16 protein-coding genes are annotated in these 18,187 nt (G+C 67.2%); 8 read left to right on the top strand and 8 right to left on the bottom strand.

Annotated elements, in window-relative coordinates; all coding sequences use genetic code 11:
• Positions 1–10: 10 nt before the first annotated feature.
• Genes SOM18_RS13285 through rpmF form a run of 3 tightly spaced genes read right to left on the bottom strand, consistent with a single transcriptional unit; the run spans position 11 to position 2,211 of the window.
• Positions 11–979: a beta-ketoacyl-ACP synthase III gene (locus SOM18_RS13285; protein ID WP_031395325.1), complete on the bottom strand. Its 969-nt coding sequence runs from the start codon at positions 977–979 to the stop codon at positions 11–13.
• Complete coding sequence (gene plsX / locus SOM18_RS13290) at positions 976–2,004, bottom strand: phosphate acyltransferase PlsX (protein WP_031395324.1); 1,029 nt, start codon at positions 2,002–2,004, stop codon at positions 976–978. The genes SOM18_RS13285 and plsX overlap by 4 nt, the downstream gene beginning before the upstream one ends.
• 27 nt (positions 2,005–2,031) lie before the next feature.
• The gene (gene rpmF, locus SOM18_RS13295) at positions 2,032–2,211 is read right to left on the bottom strand and encodes a 50S ribosomal protein L32 (protein WP_031438822.1); all 180 of its coding nucleotides are present in this window, start codon (positions 2,209–2,211) and stop codon (positions 2,032–2,034) included.
• A gap of 207 nt (positions 2,212–2,418) precedes the next feature.
• Here rpmF and SOM18_RS13300 point away from each other — a divergent pair, with 207 nt between their 5' ends.
• Entirely contained in the window at positions 2,419–2,862 is a 444-nt protein-coding gene (locus SOM18_RS13300; RefSeq protein ID WP_031438823.1) for an MAPEG family protein, read from the top strand.
• 38 nt (positions 2,863–2,900) lie between these two features.
• Positions 2,901–4,520, top strand: a complete 1,620-nt coding sequence (locus tag SOM18_RS13305) for a M28 family metallopeptidase (RefSeq protein ID WP_042466158.1) — start codon at positions 2,901–2,903, stop codon at positions 4,518–4,520.
• Between the two features lie 187 nt (positions 4,521–4,707).
• Here SOM18_RS13305 and SOM18_RS13310 read toward each other — a convergent pair whose 3' ends face one another.
• Positions 4,708–5,376, bottom strand: coding sequence for an MBL fold metallo-hydrolase (locus SOM18_RS13310; protein WP_031394761.1), 669 nt, complete (start codon positions 5,374–5,376; stop codon positions 4,708–4,710).
• Positions 5,377–5,456: 80 nt separating this feature from the next.
• Between SOM18_RS13310 and pabB the strand changes: the two genes are divergently transcribed.
• The 4 genes from pabB to msrA all read left to right on the top strand — a co-directional run bounded on the left by pabB (position 5,457) and on the right by msrA (position 9,560).
• Positions 5,457–7,217, top strand: coding sequence for an aminodeoxychorismate synthase component I (gene pabB, locus SOM18_RS13315; RefSeq protein ID WP_031438825.1), 1,761 nt, complete (start codon positions 5,457–5,459; stop codon positions 7,215–7,217).
• A 50-nt stretch (positions 7,218–7,267) separates the two neighbouring features.
• Positions 7,268–8,467 (top strand): pyridoxal phosphate-dependent aminotransferase, encoded by a 1,200-nt coding sequence (locus SOM18_RS13320; protein WP_031438826.1) that lies wholly within the window; start codon positions 7,268–7,270, stop codon positions 8,465–8,467.
• Positions 8,468–8,669: 202 nt separating this feature from the next.
• Positions 8,670–8,816, top strand: a complete 147-nt coding sequence (locus tag SOM18_RS13325) for a hypothetical protein (RefSeq protein ID WP_167396704.1) — start codon at positions 8,670–8,672, stop codon at positions 8,814–8,816.
• Between the two features lie 84 nt (positions 8,817–8,900).
• Complete coding sequence (msrA, locus tag SOM18_RS13330) at positions 8,901–9,560, top strand: peptide-methionine (S)-S-oxide reductase MsrA (RefSeq protein ID WP_031438827.1); 660 nt, start codon at positions 8,901–8,903, stop codon at positions 9,558–9,560.
• Between the two features lie 15 nt (positions 9,561–9,575).
• Here the strand turns inward: msrA and pdeM are convergent, their stop codons facing one another.
• A complete protein-coding gene (gene pdeM, locus SOM18_RS13335; RefSeq protein WP_320481813.1) occupies positions 9,576–10,271 on the bottom strand; it encodes a ligase-associated DNA damage response endonuclease PdeM in 696 nt (231 codons plus the stop codon).
• Between the two features lie 124 nt (positions 10,272–10,395).
• On the opposite strand from pdeM, the gene SOM18_RS13340 reads away from it, so the two are divergent.
• Positions 10,396–12,360 carry a potassium transporter Kup gene (locus SOM18_RS13340; RefSeq protein ID WP_042466152.1) on the top strand — a complete coding sequence of 655 codons (1,965 nt, stop codon included), beginning with the start codon at positions 10,396–10,398 and terminating at the stop codon, positions 12,358–12,360.
• 160 nt (positions 12,361–12,520) lie between these two features.
• Here SOM18_RS13340 and SOM18_RS13345 read toward each other — a convergent pair whose 3' ends face one another.
• From SOM18_RS13345 to SOM18_RS13355, 3 genes are all read right to left on the bottom strand, one after another.
• Positions 12,521–13,912 (bottom strand): M20/M25/M40 family metallo-hydrolase, encoded by a 1,392-nt coding sequence (locus SOM18_RS13345; protein ID WP_042466154.1) that lies wholly within the window; start codon positions 13,910–13,912, stop codon positions 12,521–12,523.
• Positions 13,913–13,992: 80 nt separating this feature from the next.
• Entirely contained in the window at positions 13,993–14,964 is a 972-nt protein-coding gene (locus SOM18_RS13350) for an aspartyl protease family protein (protein WP_042466156.1), read from the bottom strand.
• A gap of 66 nt (positions 14,965–15,030) precedes the next feature.
• A complete protein-coding gene (locus SOM18_RS13355; protein WP_320481814.1) occupies positions 15,031–17,439 on the bottom strand; it encodes a ligase-associated DNA damage response DEXH box helicase in 2,409 nt (802 codons plus the stop codon).
• A gap of 116 nt (positions 17,440–17,555) precedes the next feature.
• Here SOM18_RS13355 and SOM18_RS13360 point away from each other — a divergent pair, with 116 nt between their 5' ends.
• The gene (locus tag SOM18_RS13360) at positions 17,556–18,161 is read left to right on the top strand and encodes a hypothetical protein (protein ID WP_031438832.1); all 606 of its coding nucleotides are present in this window, start codon (positions 17,556–17,558) and stop codon (positions 18,159–18,161) included.
• Positions 18,162–18,187 lie beyond the last annotated feature (26 nt).

Raw genomic sequence — 18,187 nt, forward strand, 5'->3', positions numbered from 1 at the left:
TCAGTTGCGTTTAGAAGCGGATGACCGCCGCACCCCAAGTAAAGCCGCCACCCATCGCCTCGAGCACGACGATCTGGCCCTGCTGGATCCGTCCGTCACGGACCGCCACGTCGAGCGCGAGCGGTACCGACGCCGCGGAGGTGTTGGCATGCTGGTCGACGGTGACGACGACGCGCTCGGGGGCAAGGCCCAGCTTGCGCGCGGTCGCGTCGAGGATCCGGGCATTCGCCTGGTGCGGCACGACCCAGTCGACCTGGTCCGCGGACAAGCCCGCCATCGCCAGCGATTCGGTCATGACGGCGGCAAGGTTGGTCACTGCGTGACGAAACACCTCGCGGCCCTTCATCCTGAGCTTGCCGACCGTCCCGGTCGTCGAGACGCCGCCATCGACATAGAGAAGCTGGTTGTGTCGCCCGTCGGCATGCAGCTTGGTGGTCAGGATCCCGCGACCGTCCGCATCGGCAGTGTCCTGCGCCTCGAGCACGATCGCGCCCGCACCGTCGCCGAACAGGACGCAGGTCGTGCGATCCTCCCAGTCGAGGATCCGGCTGAACGTCTCGGCACCGATCACCAGCGCGCGCTTGGCGACGCCGCTGCGGATCATGCTGTCGACGACCTGGACCGCGTAGAGAAAGCCCGAGCAGACCGCAGCGACGTCGAACGCGACGCAGTCGTCGATCCCGAGCATCGCCTGCACCTTGGTCGCGCTGGCGGGGAAGGTCTGGTCGGGCGTCGCGGTGGCGAGCACGATCAGGTCGATGTCCTGCGCGTCTACGCCTGCTGCAGCGAGAGCCGCGCGGCAGGCATCCGCCGCCAGAGTCGCGGTCGTCTCGCCTTCGCCGGCGATATGGCGGAATCGGATGCCGGTGCGCTCGACGATCCATTCGTCGCTGGTGTCGACCTGTTCCGCCAGCTGCGCATTCGAGACGCGGCGGACCGGCAGGGCCGATCCGGTGCCGGTAATGACCGAACGGATCATGCGGCTTCCTTGACGTTGCCCAGATCGTCGCTGATCCGGCGAACGAGGTCGTTTCTCACCATCTTGGCGGCATTGCCGATCGCCGTCGCCACGCCACGCTCATTGGCGCCGCCATGGCTTTTGACGACGATGCCGTTGAGCCCGAGAAACACCGCGCCGTTATGATTATTGGGATCGAGATGATCGCGCAGCAATTCGGTCGCGGGCTTTGAAATCAGGAAGCCGAGCTTCGACCGGACCGAGCTGCGGAACGCGCGCTTGAGCAGGTCGGCGACGAATCGCGCGGTGCCCTCGGCGGTCTTGAGCGCGATATTGCCCGAAAAGCCGTCGCATACGACGACATCGACATCGCCACGCGACAGCCGGTCGCCTTCGATGAAGCCGGTGAAGTCCATGTCGAGCTTGGGCGTCGCGCGCAGCATGGCGGCGGCCTCGCGGATCTCGTCGGTGCCCTTCATGTCCTCGCTGCCGATATTGAGCAGCGCGACACGTGGGTGGGCAATGTCGAGTGCGGTGCGTGCATAGGCGCCGCCCATGATCGCGAACTGGACGAGGTTGCGCGCGTCGCACTCGGTATTCGCACCGAGGTCGAGCATCACCATGTCGGTGTCGCCGAGCGTCGGAAGGCGCGCGGCGAGCGCCGGGCGATCGATGCCCGGCAGGGTCCTGAGCGACAGCTTCGCCATCGCCATTAGCGCACCGGTGTTGCCGCTCGAGACCGCGGCTGCGGCACGCCCCTTTTTGACGAGATCGATGGCGATGCCCATCGATGTCGTCTTGGCGCGACGAATCGCCTGGCTCGGCTTGTCGCTCGAGCCAACCACCTCGGGGGCATGGACGATCTCGGAGTTGAGTTCGAGATTCGGATGGGCTTTCAGCCCGTCGCGAATCGCGGTTTCGTCACCGACCAGCAGGAAATGCATGCCGTCAAACTGGCGTCGCGCACGCGCGACACCCGCCAGCATTACCGCCAGCCCGTCATCGCCACCCATCGCATCGACGGCGATCCAGGCGCTGTCGGGCATGCTCACGTCCTTCGCTCAGGTGAGGGCTCAGCCCTCGACCGAAAGGATTTCGCGACCGTTGTAATGGCCGCAAGACGTGCAGAGGTTGTGCGGGCGCTTGAGTTCGCCACAGTTCGGGCACTCCTGAAATGCCGCGATCGTCAGCGAATCGTGGCCACGGCGCATGCCGCGCTTGGAGGGCGAGGTTTTTCTCTTGGGGACGGCCATTTCGGCACCTTGTTCTTTATAAAGGTCGGGGCTCCGATAGGCCCGGACGAAGGAGTCGGCAACCGACTGTTAAGGTCGGCCGCGTGAGCTACCATACGGCCTGACGCATCGCGAAGCGTGGCGCTATAGCGATAATCGCCTGCGTTGCAAGCATGGTGGCACAGTGGCACGACCCGCGCACACCGGAAACATCGAGGAATAAGCTGCATGATCCTGCCCGTAACCCTGACGATCGCTGCTGCGGCCGCGGTCATCAATCTCTGGCTGGCCTTCCGCATCGTGCCGACTCGCCTCAAGGACAATGTCCTGCTGGGCGACAATGGCAATCCGGTCCTGCAGGGGCGGATGCGCGCGCAGGCGAACTTCGTCGAATATGCGCCCTTCATCCTGATCCTGTTCGCGCTGATCGAACTGGGTGGCGCATCACCCCGCTGGTTGTGGATCGCCGGAGTCGTTTTCGTCGTCGCGCGAATCGCGCACGCCTTCGGCATGGACAAGACGACGTCGAACCTGCCGCGCGCGGGTGGCGCACTCGCAACCTGGGCGCTGATGGCGCTGCTCGCGGGCTGGGCGCTCGCGATCGCCTATCAGGCCGGTGCCACGCCGTCGGTCACGACGTTCCAGACCGCACCGATCGAGGGTCGCGCATGAGCATCGTCCGGAATGTCGCCGCCCTCCTCGCCACGCCGATGCTGCTCGCGGTCGCGACGCCCGGCCTCGCGAAGGACGGCCCGGCGCGGGACGCCATCTCGCCCGAGCGCCTGTCCGCCGATGTCAGGACGCTGGCGTCGGACGCGTTCGAGGGGCGGGCACCGGGAACCGCGGGCGAAACCAGGACGATCGACTGGCTCATCGCGCAGTTCAAGGCGATGAAGCTGTCGCCGGGCGGGCCGGACGGCAGCTGGACGCAGGCGGTGCCGCTGGTCCACACGCGCTTGGGGCAGGGCAGCGTGCGCGCCGGGGCCACGCCGCTGGTCCAGGGCCGCGACGTCTATCTCAGCACGGTGCGCGGGGTCGACCGCGTCGCGATCGCCGACGCGCCGATGGTCTTTGTCGGCTACGGCGTCACCGCGCCCGAACGCGGCTGGGACGACTTCAAGGGTCTCGACCTGAAGGGCAAGGTTGCGGTCTTCCTGGTCAACGACCCCGATTTCGAGGCGGTGGCGGGCGACGATGCCAAGGGCCGGTTCGGTGATCGGCGCATGACCTATTATGGACGCTGGACCTACAAGTTCGAGGAGGCCGCGCGGCGCGGCGCGGTCGCGGCGCTGATCGTCCACGACACGCCGGGTGCCGGCTATGGCTGGGCGACGGTCACCGCACCCGCGGGCGAGAATTACGACATCATGCGCGAGGATCCGACCTCGCGCGTGCTGCTGCAGGGGTGGATCGAAGGGGCCGCCGCGACCCGGCTGTTCGCCGCCTCCGGTCTCGACCTCGCCACGTTGCGCAAGGCCGCGCGGCGCAGCGATTTCCGCCCCGTCGCGCTGAAGCAGCGGTTCACGACCGACCTTCCCGTCCGTCACGACACGGCGGAGAGCCGCAACGTGCTGGCAATGCTGCCCGGCAAGACCCGTCCCGACGAAGTGGTGATGTTCGGGGCGCACTGGGATGCGTATGGCGTCGGCGCGCCCGATGCGCAGGGCCGCACGATCCGCCCGGGGGCCAATGACGACGCGCTCGGCGTCGCGGGCGTGCTCGGCCTTGCCCGCAGCTTTGCCGCCGCGCCGCGCACCGACCGCAGCCTCGTCTTCGCACTGTGGAGCGGGGAGGAGCGGGGGCTGCTCGGGTCGGAAACCTATGCGGTGAAACCCGTCTATCCCGCGGCGAAGACGGTCGCCAACCTGACGCTCGACATTCTCCAGACGGCAGGGCCGGCGCGCGACGTCCTGCTGGTCGGCGCGGGCCAGAACAGCCTCGAGGACATGCTGGGCGATGCCGCGAAGGCGCAGGGCCGTGTCGTAACCCCCGAAGCCCTCCCCGAACGGGGGCTGTTCTACCGCGCGGATCATTTCTCGGTCGCGCGGCGCGGCGTGCCGACGCTGTTGCTGATGGCGATCAGCGGTGCGTCCGACCTCGTGACCGGTGGTCGCCCGGCGGGGCAGGCGTGGCTCGACGGCTATATGAAATGCTATCACCAGACGTGCGACGCCTGGAGTGCGGACTGGGATCTGCGCGGCGCGGCGCAGGATGTCGGTCTGTTCCAGACGATCGGCACGAAGCTGGCGAACAGCCGGCTCTGGCCGAAGTGGCGCGACGACTCTGAATTCAAGTCGGTTCGGGCTGAAAGCGCGGGGGAGCGGAAGTAGGACTCAGCCCACACTGGCTACCACCCCGGCGAAGGCCGGGGTCCAGTTGGGAAGGTTGCAGTAACGGCGCGCTACCTCCGCCAATCTTGGTCCCCCAACTGGGCCCCGGCCTTCGCCGGGGTGGGGTGATTGGCGCGTTGGACATCTGCTTCCCGGTGTTCTCCCGCCTCCGCGGGAGAACAGGGACCTACGCCGCCAGCGCCCGATCGCTCACGAACAGGTTCGTCGCGCGCTCATGCGCGAACGTGCTCGCCGGGCCGTGACCCGGGATGAAGCTCGTGTCGCTGCCCAGCGGCCACAGCTTCTCGACGATCGACGACAGCAGCACCCGGTGATTGCCGCCGGGCATGTCCGATCGTCCGACCGACCCCTGGAACAGCACGTCGCCAACCTGCGCGAATTTCGATGGCGCGTGATGGAAGATCACATGGCCTTCGGTGTGCCCTGGCGTTTCGTAGACATCGAGAACGAGATCGCCGACCGACACCCGGTCGCCCTCGACCAGCCACCGGTCGGGTTCGAAATTGACGCCGGCGATCCCGTATTTCGGCCCGTCCTGGTCGAGCCGCTGGAGCCAGAAGCGGTCGGCCTCGTGCGGCCCCTCGATCGGCACCGCCAGATCGTCGGCTAGCGCCTTCGCCTCGCCGGCATGGTCGATATGCCCGTGCGTCAGCAGGATCTTCTCGACCGTCACGCCCGCCTCCGCGATCGCCGCCTTGATTCGCGGCAGGTCGCCGCCGGGATCGACCACCGCCGCCTTCATCGTCGCGGTGCACCACAGCAACGTGCAGTTCTGCTGGATCGGTGTGACGGGGATGATCGCGGCACGCAGCGGCGGCAGGGAGGTCTTTGTCATTCCGGCAAAATAGGGCGGCGGGCGGTTTCGGGCAATCGCCGCTTGCGGTTTGCCTGTCGCCCCGTGCATCAGTCGGCACGATGTGGACTGCGCCCTTCGTGCTGCTTGATGATGCCCGGGAGGCGGGGGCCCCCGCGCGCCTGTACGATCGGCCTGTCCGGGTCGTTCGCGCGGACACCCCCGATGCCGTGCAACCGGCACTTGCGGAGATCCGCCGCGGACTGGCCGAGGGGCTGCATGCCGCGGGGATGCTGGCCTATGAGGCGGGGATGACGTTCGCGTCGCGTACGGTCGATACCGGCCCGCCGGACGGCCCGTTGCTGTGGTTCGGCCTGTTCGAGCGCTACGAGACGATCCCCGCGGCGGCGCTGCCCGCACTGTTGCCCGATCCTGCCGGAATCTGGGTCGGGCCGCCGCAGCCGCAGATCGACCGCGAGGCCTATGATGCGCGAATCGCACGGCTGCTTGCGCTGATCGCGGCGGGCGATATCTATCAGGCCAATCTGACCTTTGCAGCGACGGTGCCGTTCATCGGCGATCCCCGCGCGCTCTATGCCCGTCTCAGACACCAGGCGCGCGCCGGCTATGGCGCGCTGATCGACACGGGCGACGAGACCTGTCTGTCGCTGTCGCCCGAACTCTTCTTCACGCTCGAGGGCGATCGGCTGACGTGTAGGCCGATGAAGGGCACCGCGCCGCGCGGCGCCACGCCCGACGTCGATCGCCGCCTCGCCCAGGATCTGGCCGCCGATCCGAAGCAGCGCGCGGAAAATCTGATGATCGTTGACCTGATGCGCAACGACCTGTCGCAGGTCGCGCAGGGTGTCTCGGTCCCGGACCTGTTCACGGTGGAGACCTATCCGACCGTTCACCAGATGACGTCGACGGTGTCCGCGCGGCTGAACCCCGGTCGCGATGCGATCGATGTGCTCGCCGCGCTCTTTCCCTGCGGCTCGATCACCGGCGCGCCCAAGCAACGCGCGATGGAGGTCATCGCAGAGGTCGAGCAGGCCCGCCCCCGCGGCCTCTATACCGGCGCGATCGGCCGGTTCGATCCGGGTGGCGACGCCGCGCTCAACGTCGCGATCCGCACGCTGACGGTGCGCGACGGTGGCGCGGTGATGGGACTCGGCTCGGGGATCGTCGCGGACAGCGTCGCCGACCAGGAATGGCAGGAATGCGCGGACAAGGCGGCCTTCGTCACCGCCGGACAGCGCAAGCTGGACCTGATCGAGACGATGGCGTTCGATCCCGAACACGGGGTGATGCGGCTCGAACTGCATCTCGCCCGGCTGACCGCGAGCGCAGCGGCGCTGGGGTTCAGCTTCGATCGTCACGCGGTGCGGAACGAGCTGCAGGCGGCGACCTTCCGGCTGCGCGGTCCGCGGCGGATCCGCTTGGTCGTCGCGGCATCGGGCGCGGTCGCGATCCAGGTCGGTCCGATGCCGGTCACGCCCGCGCAGATGACGGTCGCGATCGTCCCGCTGCCCGTGGCGCCCGCTGATATCCGGCTGCGCCACAAGACGAGCGACCGCGCCTTTTACGACGACGCGCGGCGCGCCGCGGGCACCACCGAAGTGGTGTTCGAGGCGCCCGACGGCTTCCTGACGGAGGGCAGCTTCACGTCGCTGTTCGTGCCGCGCGACGGGGTGCTGGTGACCCCGCCTGTGGGCGCGCTGATCCCCGGCGTGCTGCGCGCCGATCTGCTCGCCAGCGGCCAGGCGATCGAGGGACGGTTGACGCGCGCCGACCTCGCCAACGGGTTCCGTATGGGAAATGCAGTACGCGGGCTCGTTCCGGCCGTTGTTGCGGTTGCGAAATCAGGCAATCGCGGCGTATAGCCCGCGCGAATTCCGCAGGCGCCGCTGCGGTCAACCGCAGAGGTTTCACCATGCACGCATCCGCCGCCCTTGGCCGCATCAGCCCTTCGCCGACCCTCGCGATTACGTCGCGTGTGCTCGAACTGAAGCGCGCCGGCGTCGACGTGATCGGGCTGGGGGCGGGTGAACCCGATTTCGACACGCCCGATTTCGTCAAGGAGGCCGCGATCCAGGCGATTCGCGACGGCAAGACGAAATACACCAATGTCGACGGCACGATCGAGCTGAAGCAGGCGATCGCCGCCAAGTTCGCGCGCGACAACGGCCTGACCTATGCGACCGACCAGATCAGCGTGAACGTCGGCGGCAAGCACACCCTGTTCAACGCGATGGTCGCGACGATCGACCCGGGTGACGAGGTCGTGATCCCCGCACCCTATTGGGTCAGCTATCCCGACGTCGTGCAGTTCGCCGGCGGTGTACCGGTGATCGTCAAGGCCGGCCCCGAGGTCGGCTACAAGCTCGCACCCGAGGCGCTCGACGCGGCGATCACGCCCAAGACCAAGTGGGTGATCCTCAACTCGCCGTCGAACCCGACCGGCGCCGGCTACACGATCGACGAGCTGAAGGCTCTTGGCGCGGTGCTCGCGAAGCACCCGCATGTCTGGATCTTCGCCGACGATATGTACGAGCATATCGTCTATGACGGCTTCAGGTTCGCGACGATCGCCGAGGCCTGCCCCGAGCTGTTCGAGCGCACGCTGACCGTCAATGGCTGCTCCAAGGCCTATGCGATGACCGGCTGGCGGATCGGCTATGCGGGCGGCGCAAGCTGGCTGATCAAGGCGATGGCCAAGCTCCAGTCGCAGTCGACCTCGAACCCGTGCTCGATCGCGCAGGCCGCCGCGGTCGCCGCACTGAACGGTGACCAGTCGTTCCTCGCCGAGCGCAACACCGCATTCCAGGGCCGCCGCGATCTGGTCGTGTCGATGCTGAACGAAATCGACGGCATGGAATGCCCGACGCCCGAGGGGGCGTTCTACGTCTATCCGTCGTTCGCCGCGCTGATCGGCAAGTCGACGCCGAACGGTCGGCTGATCGACACCGACGAGGCGATGGTCGGCTATCTGCTCGAAGATGCCAAGGTCGCGGTCGTTCAGGGCGCGGCGTTCGGCCTCAGCCCGGCGTTCCGGATCAGCTATGCCACGTCGGACACGCTGCTGCGCGAGGCTTGCACGCGGATCCAGACCGCCTGCGCCGCGCTGCGCTGATCTAGCACGCCCGGCAACATCGCGGACATGCCCGGACATCCGCCAGCAACCCTGCTGGCGGATGAACGGATTGGCCACATCGCGTTAATCGACCGTTTCATAAAACGGCATTGTGAAGACGCGGCATCCCCACGACATGCTGGGTCGTAGCTGACGTGATCCACCGGGATCACGCCAAGTCTGATTTCAACAGGAGCGCATGATGCGCAATCTTATCAAGTCGAGCTTTCTCTGGCAGTTTACTGGCGGTTTTGTTCTGGGTGCGCTGGGTCTCCTTGCGTTCCAGCCCGCCGAGGCAACGCAGCCGGTGTATGGCGCGCCCGTGCACACCGCGCCCGCCCAGCACTGAGCCTGCTGAATCCCGGTGATCGGTCGCCGAAAGGCATTCCGCGCCGGGGCTGGAAACGTCATCGAGACGCCCCACATGATCAACATGCACACGCCCCTTTTCGCAACGCTCGCCGCCGTCGGACTCGCCGGTGCGGTCATCGCCACCGGTTCTGCGCAGGCAGAGCGCGCGGTCATCATCCCGGCCGCGACCGTCGACGTCCCGCGGACGGGCGGCCTGCAGACCGCGGTGCTGGCGGGCGGCTGTTTCTGGGGGCTCGAGGCGGTGTTCGAGCATGTCCGCGGCGTCAAGGGCGTGACCGCGGGCTATGCCGGCGGGACCAAGGCGACGGCGACCTATGAGCAGGTGTCGAGTGAAACCACGTGGCATGCCGAGGCGGTGCGGATCAGCTATGATCCCCGCGTCGTGAGCTACGCCACGCTGCTGCGCGTCTATTTTTCGATCGCGCATGATCCGACGCAGCTGAACCGCCAGGGTCCCGACAGCGGGACCAGCTATCGCTCCGCGATCTTCCCGCAGTCACCGCAGCAGGCGCAGGTCGCACGCGCCTATATCTCACAACTCGGTCAGACGCGGGCGTTCGCGCGGCCGATCGTCACGACGCTGGAAACCGGCAGATTCTATCCCGCCGAAGCCTATCACCAGGACTTTTTCGACCGGAATCCGACGCATCCCTACATCGTCGCCTGGGACAAGCCGAAGCTCGCGGCGTTCCGCAAGGCCTTCCCGACGATCGCCAGCTAACGCCGGCTGATTGCGTCAGCCGGATACGGCGATCCGCGTGTCCGGTCGCTGCGCGGCGACCGGAAAGCGCAGCATCCGGTCCGCGACCGGCAACAATGCCTGCGCACCAGTGCCCACGGCGCGGATGATCTCGGGATGGTCGACGTCCAGCCCGCCCGTCAGCGATCCGAAGGCGGGCAGGATCAGCTTGGTCTCGGTCGCGACGAAACACCGTCGCGCGACCTGCTTGCCGCGCAGCCGAAGCCGCAATTTGGGATGGAAATGGCCCGAGACTTCGGGCCGGGTTTCACGAGGATCGGCCTCGTGGCGCAGCTCCAGGCCATCGACACAGGCCTCATCGACGACCGTGCCACCGCACCGGTCGAGGATCATCGGGTCATGATTGCCCGTGATCCAGGTCCAGTGGGTCTTTTGCGTCATGGCGCGCAGCATCGCCTGCGCGCGCTGCGGCAGCCGGTCGCAGCCGTCGCTGTCATGAAAGCTGTCGCCGAGACACCAGATCTCGGTCGCGCCGGTCGCGTCGAGCACGGCGGCGAGTTCGGTCAAAGTCGCGATCGAATCATAAGGTGGCAGCATCTGGCCGCGGCTGGCGAACCAGCTCGCCTTTTCGAAATGCAGGTCGGCGACCAGTAAGGCGTGTCGCGCGGGCCAGTAAACCGCACCTGCCGCCAGCGCCGAAAGCGTGTGTCCGCCGAACGAAAAGGGAACCATCCGGTGGCCATGCCGTCGGTCGACGTTCGAATCAAGCGATTGTGCAGCGCAGCGTCGAACACTTGCGCATGGCTGCAATCGGCGTAAAGCGCGCCGTCCCATCAGGAGGAGCGCTTTTCGCGCCATGTCGTCCGTCGCCGGAACACCCCAGCCCGCTGAAACGTCCACCGATCTGTCGGCGGCGCATCTTCACCCGCACCCGGCGCTCGCCGCGCTGACCGTGGGGGCGATCGGCGTGGTGTTCGGCGATATCGGCACCAGCCCGCTCTATGCCTTCCGCGAAGCGCTCGGCCAGAGTGCGGCGGGCGGTATCGATCCGAGCGAGATTCTCGGCGTGCTCAGCCTGGCGCTGTGGTCGCTGTTCCTCGTCGTCACCGTGAAATACGTCATCTTCCTGATGCGCGCGGACAATCAGGGCGAGGGCGGCGTGCTTGCACTCGCAGCGCTCGCAAGGCGGGCGCTGGGGGTGCGGTCGAAGATCGCGATCGTGCTCGGGGCCGCCGGCGCGTCGCTCTTCTACGGCGATGCGATCATCACGCCGGCCCTGTCCGTCCTCTCGGCAATGGAAGGGCTGCGCACGATTCCGAGCGCGGCGCACATCTTCAACGAAGGCGTGGTGCGCGCGTTGACGATCGCGATCCTCATCGTCCTGTTCGTGATCCAGTCGCGCGGCACGGCGCATGTCTCGAAGCTGTTCGGTCCGGTCTGCATCGTCTGGTTCGTCGCGATCGGTGCGCTGGGCGTGTGGCATATTGCCGACGAACCCTCGATCGTCCGCGTCTTCTCGCCGACCTACGGCGTCGCGTTTCTCGCGACCCACGGCGTCACCGGGCTGTTCGTACTTGGCGCGGTGTTCCTGACCGTCACCGGAGCGGAAGCGCTGACCGCGGACATGGGCCATTTCGGCAAGATGCCGATCCGCATCGGCTGGTTCTTCCTCGTCTTTCCCGCGCTCGCGCTCAACTATCTGGGGCAGGGCGCGTTCGCGCTGTCGCAGCTCGAGGATGCCGCGCGTCGGGGCGTCCCGTTCGTCAATCAGGACTGGTTCTTCCTGATGGCACCCGAATCACTGCGCCCCGCGCTGATCATCCTCGCGGGCTTCGCGACGGTCATCGCCAGCCAGGCGGTGATCACCGGCGCGTTCAGCCTGACGCAGCAGGCGATCCAGCTCGGCCTGTTGCCGCGGCTGCGCATCCGCCAGACCTCGGCGGTGTTCGCCGGGCAGATCTACCTGCCCGCGATCAACTGGCTGCTGCTGATCGGCGTGCTGGTGCTCGTGATCCAGTTCAAGACCTCGTCGGCGATGGCCGCGGCGTATGGTATCGCCGTGACCGGCACGATGGTCGTCACCACGCTGCTCGCCTATATCGTCGTGCGTCACCGCTGGAACTGGTCGCGGCCGCTGGCGCTCGCCGCGATCCTGCCGTTCCTGACGCTCGACCTGATCTTCTTCGGCGCGAACATCCTGCGCGTGATCGAGGGCGGCTGGGTGCCACTGGTGATCGCGGCGTCGATCGGGCTGATCATCTTCACCTGGGTGCGCGGCAAGAAGATCGTCAGCGCGTTCGAGAAGCGGCAGAGCATCCCGCTCAGCGATCTCGCCGCCGCGCTCGAGAAGCGCCCGCCCGAGCGCGTGTCGGGGACCGCGGTGTTTCTCACCGCCAATCCGCACGCCACGCCCGGCGCGCTGCTTCACAATTTGAAGCACAACAAGGTTCTGCACGAGCGCAACCTGATCGTCAGCATCCGCACCGCGGATCGCCCGTTCGTCGATCAGGCAGGCCGCGCCAAGGTCGAGCGGGTCGATGACAATTTCTCGATCGTCGTGCTGACCTACGGCTTCATGGAATCCCCCGACGTGCCGCGCGATCTTGGTGTCGGCGCGAAGACCGAGCAGCTCGGCCTCGACCCGATGCGGACGTCGTTCTTCATCGGCCGCAACACGCTCAAGCCCGACGCGGAAAAGGGCATGCCGCCCTGGCAGGACCGGATCTTCATGTTCCTGCAGCGCAACGCGAGCGATCCGACGGATTTCCTGCGGATCCCGCCGGGCAAGGTGCTCGAACTCGGCGAGCAGGTGACGGTCTAGACTCCCTCTCCCCTAGGGGGAGAGGGAAGGGGCCCGCACGGCGAAGCCGGGTGGGAAGGGTAAGGGGCTTGAGGCTACGGACGATGATCCCAATGCCCCTCACCCTTCCGTCGCCTGCGGCTCCTCCCTCCCTCTCCCCCGGGGGGAGAGGGACGAGCGGTCATCCCGCGAACGCCTTGACCAGATCGTACAGATAGTCGCGGCCGTCATAGAGCGATGCAATCCGGATCCGTTCGTTCAGGCCGTGGATGCCGCCCATGTCCTTGTCGATGAACACGCCCGGCGCGCCATAGACCGGGATGCCGATCGCCTCGAAGAAGATCCCGTCGGTCGCGCCGGTCGACATCAACGGCAGGATCGGCAGGCCGGGGAAGTGCTTGGCCGCGACCTTCGTCACCGGGCCCATGATCTTGGGGTCGAGCGTCGGCGGGATCGCGGTCGGCCGGACCGGCTGGTTCGCGGTCACGCTCACCTTGGTACCGGCGAGCGACTTCAGCTTCGCCAGCGTGCCGTCGACCGTCTCGCCGGGGAAGATCCGGCAGTTCACATTCGCGGTCGCGCGCTGCGGCAGCGCGTTTTCGGCATGGCCCGCGCTCAGCAGCGTCGCGACACAGGTCGTGCGCAGCGTCGAATGCATCGCCTTGTCGCGGCTGACGATCGCGTCGGCCGCCTTGTCCTGCGGATTGGCGAGCAGCCGCGTGATCGCGTCGCCCATCGTGCCCGGCATCGCCTTTGCACTCGCGGCGAAGAAGGCGCGCGTCGTGTCGGTGAAGGTCACGGGGAATTCATGGCCCTGCACGGCCTTCACCGCGTCAGCGAGTTCGTAGATCGCATTGTCGGGCGTCGGTTGCGAGCTGTGCCCGCCGGGGTTGGTTGCGGTGAAAGTGTAATTCTGCGCGGCCTTTTCACCGACCTGGATCGCCAGCAGCTGGCGCTTGCCATTATCGTCGAGCCGCCCGCCGCCGCCCTCGTTCAACGCGAATTCGGCAGCGATCAGGTCGGGCCTGCTCGCAGCGAGATATTGCGCGCCGTTCCACGCAAAGGTCGTCTCCTCGCCACAGGTCAGCGCGAGCTTGATCGTCCGCTTCGGCGTGTAGCCCGACGTCTTGAAGCGGATCATCGCGTCGGACCAGATCGCCGCCTGCGCCTTGTCGTCGACGGTGCCGCGCGCATAATAATAGCCGCCCTCCTCGATCAGCGTGAACGGATCGCGCACCCAGTCCTCGCGCTTGGCCTCGACGACGTCGAGATGGCCGAGCAGCAGCATCGGCTTGATCGACGCGTCCGACCCCTTCAGCACCGCGACCAGCCCGCCATCCTTGGGATGCTCGGGTACCGAGAAATAGGTGATGTCGGCATCGGCATAGCCCGCGCTTTTCAGCCGCGCACCGATCTGCGCGGCGGCCTGTGTGCAGCTGCCCGACGACAGCGTCGTGTTGGTCTCGACCAGCTCCTTGTAGAGTCCGAAGAACGCCTTCTGGTCGGGGCGGCTTTGCGCAAATCCCGTACCGGGCATGGTGACGACACTGGCCGTCAGCATCACTCCCGCCATCACCCTGCCTACTGCGCGCATCGTCGTCCCCTTGATCGTTTATTGCAGCAGCGTTGCAGCGAATGATCGATCACGCAACCTCAACGCTGCGTGACATTGCGCGGGAGGGCAAGCCGCACCTCGCGATTGGCAAAGTCGATGTCGACGCGGCGGAACAGCGTCAGCGCATCCATGCCGAGCAGGATCGCGGGCCGTTCCGCCAGTCCGAACTGACGAAAGGGCGGGGCGTCGACGGCCGTCAGCGCGATCGGCAGGCTGGTGATCGTCAGGCTGCCGATCATGACGCGATCGATCGTCGAATAGTGCGCCATTACCGTCTGTCCGGTAACACCGGTCAGCGCGATCGATTGCGACCGGACCGGCTTGCGCAACAGCTTGCGGCGCAGTGCGGCATTGCCCATGCTGACCGACGACCCGGTATCGATGATCACGCGGATCCGGACGCCGTTGCAATAGGCGTCGGTGACGACGAGCTGGCCGAACAGGCTGCGCGCCCGGACGACGATCTCGCCCCGCTCGGTTCGCTCGCGGCGGTTGCGCCGGCGCGCGGGCGTCACGGTCATCGTGCGGGTGTCGAAATCGATTCCCACCGCGCGTCCCTGCAGCGTGTCGATCCCCAGCAGCCCCAGCGCTCCCAGATTCTGCGCGGCGATTGCGGGCGCTTCGATCGCCGGGGTGTCGATCGTGCCGACCCGCAGCGCCGGGATGATCACGGTCGCGACGCTGTCCGATCCGGTCATGCCCGTGACGCGGACGATCCGGCCGGGCTGAAGCCGCAACACCGCCGCAAGCTCGCGCGAGATCACGGTGCGTTGTGCGCCGGTATCGACGACGAACTTCTGCGGACTGGTGCCCGCGATCGACACGGGTACCGTCATCCTGCTCTCGTCCTGCCCGAACAGCATCACCGTGTTTGCTGCAGATGCTGCATCATCGACCGGTGCAGCATAAGCGGGCGAGGTGGCGGCTTGCGGGCTAGGGTCGGGGGCAGACTGCTGGGCCGCAGCCGGGGCAGCGATGATGAGCAACACCGGGCCTGACCACCTGCGCATGACCCGATGCTGCGCCCGAAACCGACGGACGACAAGTCGTTCGTCCCTGGTTCGTCTCGCGTCCGTTCAGTCGATCCGCATCGCCTCGGCCGCCAGCGCCTCCGCCTCGATCAGCAGGGCGTCGTCGGACGTGTTGGTAGCGACCTTCTCGCGCCCGATCAGCGTCAGGATCGGCACCGCGAGCGGCGTCACGCGCTCGAGGTCGACATGCAGCATCGTTTCCGCCGCGCGGTCGAGCAGCCCGGCCAGTCGCCCGACATCGGTCATCCGTGCGCGCGCATCCGCCCAGGCCGCCTCGAGCAGCAAATGCGTCGGCTCGTATTTGCGGAGTACGTCATAGATCAGGTCGGTCGAGAAGGTGACCTGGCGTCCGGTCTTGCGCTTGCCGGGATGCTGGCGCTCGACCAGCCCGCCGATCACCGCGACCTCGCGAAACGCGCGTTTGAGCAGGTGCGATTGCTGCACCCAGTCGACGAACTCATGTTCGAGAATATCGGCGGAGAACAGCGATGCCGGGTCGGTGATCTTGTCGATCCCGTACACCGCCAGAGCATAGTCGTTCGCGACGAAGCCGAGCGGTTTCAGCCCCTGCGTTTCCATCCGCCGGGTGATCAGCATGCCGAGCGACTGGTGCGCGTTCCACCCCTCGAAGCTGTAGGCGACCATGTAATGCCGCCCTTCGCGCGGGAAGGTTTCGACCAGCAGCTGACCGGGTTCGGGCAGGACCGAGCGAAGCCGCTGATATTCGAGCCATTCGCGCACATCGTCGGGAAACCGCGCCCATTCGCCAGGATGCGCCAGGAACCCGCGGACGCGGTCGGCGAGGTTGGTCGACAGCGGCATCCGGCTGCCGCCATAGGTCGGGATCCGCGCAGGCTTGGAGGTTGCGCGGACGACCAGGTCCTCGGTGTCCATCTTCACCACCTCGAGGCTGAGCCCGGCGAAGAAGAAGGTGTCGCCGGGGCTGAGCTGCGCCGCGAAGCCTTCCTCGACGCGGCCGAGCGCGCGGCCATTGCCGAACCGCACGTTGAGCATCGTCGCCTCGACGATGATCCCCGCGTTCAGCCGGTGCTGGCCGATGAACTTCGGGTGGCTGATCCGCCATGTGCCGTCCGCATCCTGCGTCAGCCGCTTGAACCGGTCATAGGCCTTGAGCGCATAGCCGCCGTCGCTGATGAAGCCGAGCACGCGCGAGAAGGTCTCGGCCGGCAGCGCGGAATAAGGGAGGGCCGAGCGGACCTCGTCGAGCAGGTCCTCCTCGCGGAACGGCGCGGCGCAGGCGCAGGCCATCACATGCTGCGCCAGCACGTCGAGCGCGCCGACGCGGAACAGGTCGGGATCGAGCTCGCCCGCCTCGACCGCGTCCAATGCGGCGCGCGCCTCGAGATATTCGAACCGGTTGCCGGGGACGAGGATCGCCTTGCTCGCTTCGTCGAGCCGGTGATTGGCGCGGCCGATGCGCTGGAGCAGCCGCGACGAGCCCTTGGGCGCGCCCATCTGGATCACGCAGTCGACATTGCCCCAGTCGACGCCGAGGTCGAGGCTCGCGGTCGCGACCAGCGCGCGCAGCTTGCCCTCCGCCATCGCGCCCTCGACCTTGCGCCGCGCCTCGCGTGCGAGGCTGCCATGATGGACGCCGATCGGCAGCGTGTTCGCATTCACCTTCCACAGATCCTGGAAGATCAGCTCGGCGAGGCTGCGCGTGTTGCAGAACACGATCGTCGTCGCATGCTTCTCGATTTCCGCCATCACCTGCTCGGCGGCATAGCGGCCCGAATGGCCCGACCACGGGATGCGACCCTCGGGCAGCAGGATCGCGATGTCCGGATCCGCGCCCGCCTCGCCCTGCACCATCGCGACCTGGTCGATATCGCCGTCGGGGGCGAGCCATGCGCGATAGCCCTCGGCATCCGCGACCGTCGCCGACAGCGCGACGCGCCGCATGCCCGGCGAGATTGTCTGCAACCGCGCCATGCACAGCGAGAGCAGGTCGCCGCGCTTGCCCGTCGCAAACGCATGGACCTCGTCGATCACGATCGTGCGGATGCCCTCGAACATCGTGATGCTGTCGGGATAGCTGAGCAGCAGCGAGAGCGATTCGGGCGTCGTCAGCAGGATCTGCGGCGGTTTCACGCGTTGCCGCGCCTTGCGGTCCGACGGCGTGTCGCCGGTGCGCGTCTCGACGCGGATGTCGACGCCCATTTCCTCGATCGGCGTCAGCAGGTTGCGCTGGACGTCGACCGCGAGCGCTTTCAACGGCGAGACATAAAGTGTGTGGAGCCCGCTGGTCGGCTCCTCGATCAACTCGGCGAGCGTCGGCAGGAACCCGGCGAGCGTCTTGCCTGCCCCCGTCGCCGCGACCAGCAGCGCGTGGCGCCCGGCGCGTCCCTGCGCCAGCATGTCGGTCTGATGCCGGCGCGGCCGCCAGCCCCGTGTCGCGAACCAGTCATCGAGTTGGGGGGGAAGGTCGCTCACGGCCTGTTCACGCATGGTCGTCATATGGGTGCACTATGCCGCAACGCCATGGACGGCGCCCGCCCGGTCGGCGATTTGTCGGACCATCGATCTGTTTAGCCTGTGAAAGACCAACCTTGTCGATTCTTCGCCATCTCGCGCCGCTGTCCCTGATCGCGCTGTTGCCCTTTGCCAATGCGACGGCGGCGACGCAGAAGTTCGTCGGCGCAGGCGGCACGGTTCGCCTCGCCTATCCGTCGAGCCTGACCCCGACGCGCAACTTTGCCGGCCGCGCGTTGATGACCAGCGGCTGGCGGACGATGTGGGACGGCACGCTGCCCGGGCGGGGCGTCGGCATCGTCCGGTTCTGGCAGGTCGCAAAGCCGACCGACGGGCAGGGGCAGGTGACCGAGATGATCCAGGTCGGCTTCAGCCGGAGCACGGCGGTGATCGCGCGCTGCACCACCGACGGGCTGACATCGGCGAACAGCCGCCGCCTCGCCGATCGCACGCTCGGCGGCCAGCGCTGGGCGACCTATGAGACGGGCGACGCCGGGATGAGCCAGCAGGTCCGAGCACTCACGCTGCGCAGCGTCATCGGCGGCACCTGCTACGCGGTCGACCGGATCACCTATGCGGCCAAGGCGGGATCGCCGCCGCCGCGCAATGCACCGACCCAGGCGGTTGCCGCGGCGCGGATGGATGCGATCCTGAAGTCAGTCAAGGTCGGCCGGCGGCGCTAGGCGGCCGCGCCGGTGTCGCTCCGCTG

This window comes from Sphingomonas sp. CFBP9019, from assembly GCF_034045155.1.
GTDB classification, from domain to species: Bacteria; Pseudomonadota; Alphaproteobacteria; order Sphingomonadales; family Sphingomonadaceae; genus Sphingomonas; species Sphingomonas aerolata.

Coding starts and splice junctions, on each gene's coding strand:
- SOM18_RS13325 (WP_167396704.1), top strand. CDS start 8,670: ATGCGCAATCTTATCAAGTCGAGCTTTCTCTGGCAGTTTACTGGCGGT.
- pdeM (WP_320481813.1), bottom strand. CDS start 10,271: ATGGTTCCCTTTTCGTTCGGCGGACACACGCTTTCGGCGCTGGCGGCA.
- SOM18_RS13285 (WP_031395325.1), bottom strand. CDS start 979: ATGATCCGTTCGGTCATTACCGGCACCGGATCGGCCCTGCCGGTCCGC.
- SOM18_RS13310 (WP_031394761.1), bottom strand. CDS start 5,376: ATGACAAAGACCTCCCTGCCGCCGCTGCGTGCCGCGATCATCCCCGTC.
- pabB (WP_031438825.1), top strand. CDS start 5,457: ATGTGGACTGCGCCCTTCGTGCTGCTTGATGATGCCCGGGAGGCGGGG.
- SOM18_RS13305 (WP_042466158.1), top strand. CDS start 2,901: ATGCTGCTCGCGGTCGCGACGCCCGGCCTCGCGAAGGACGGCCCGGCG.
- SOM18_RS13345 (WP_042466154.1), bottom strand. CDS start 13,912: ATGGCGGGAGTGATGCTGACGGCCAGTGTCGTCACCATGCCCGGTACG.
- SOM18_RS13350 (WP_042466156.1), bottom strand. CDS start 14,964: ATGCGCAGGTGGTCAGGCCCGGTGTTGCTCATCATCGCTGCCCCGGCT.
- SOM18_RS13340 (WP_042466152.1), top strand. CDS start 10,396: ATGTCGTCCGTCGCCGGAACACCCCAGCCCGCTGAAACGTCCACCGAT.
- SOM18_RS13320 (WP_031438826.1), top strand. CDS start 7,268: ATGCACGCATCCGCCGCCCTTGGCCGCATCAGCCCTTCGCCGACCCTC.
- msrA (WP_031438827.1), top strand. CDS start 8,901: ATGCACACGCCCCTTTTCGCAACGCTCGCCGCCGTCGGACTCGCCGGT.
- plsX (WP_031395324.1), bottom strand. CDS start 2,004: ATGCCCGACAGCGCCTGGATCGCCGTCGATGCGATGGGTGGCGATGAC.
- SOM18_RS13300 (WP_031438823.1), top strand. CDS start 2,419: ATGATCCTGCCCGTAACCCTGACGATCGCTGCTGCGGCCGCGGTCATC.
- rpmF (WP_031438822.1), bottom strand. CDS start 2,211: ATGGCCGTCCCCAAGAGAAAAACCTCGCCCTCCAAGCGCGGCATGCGC.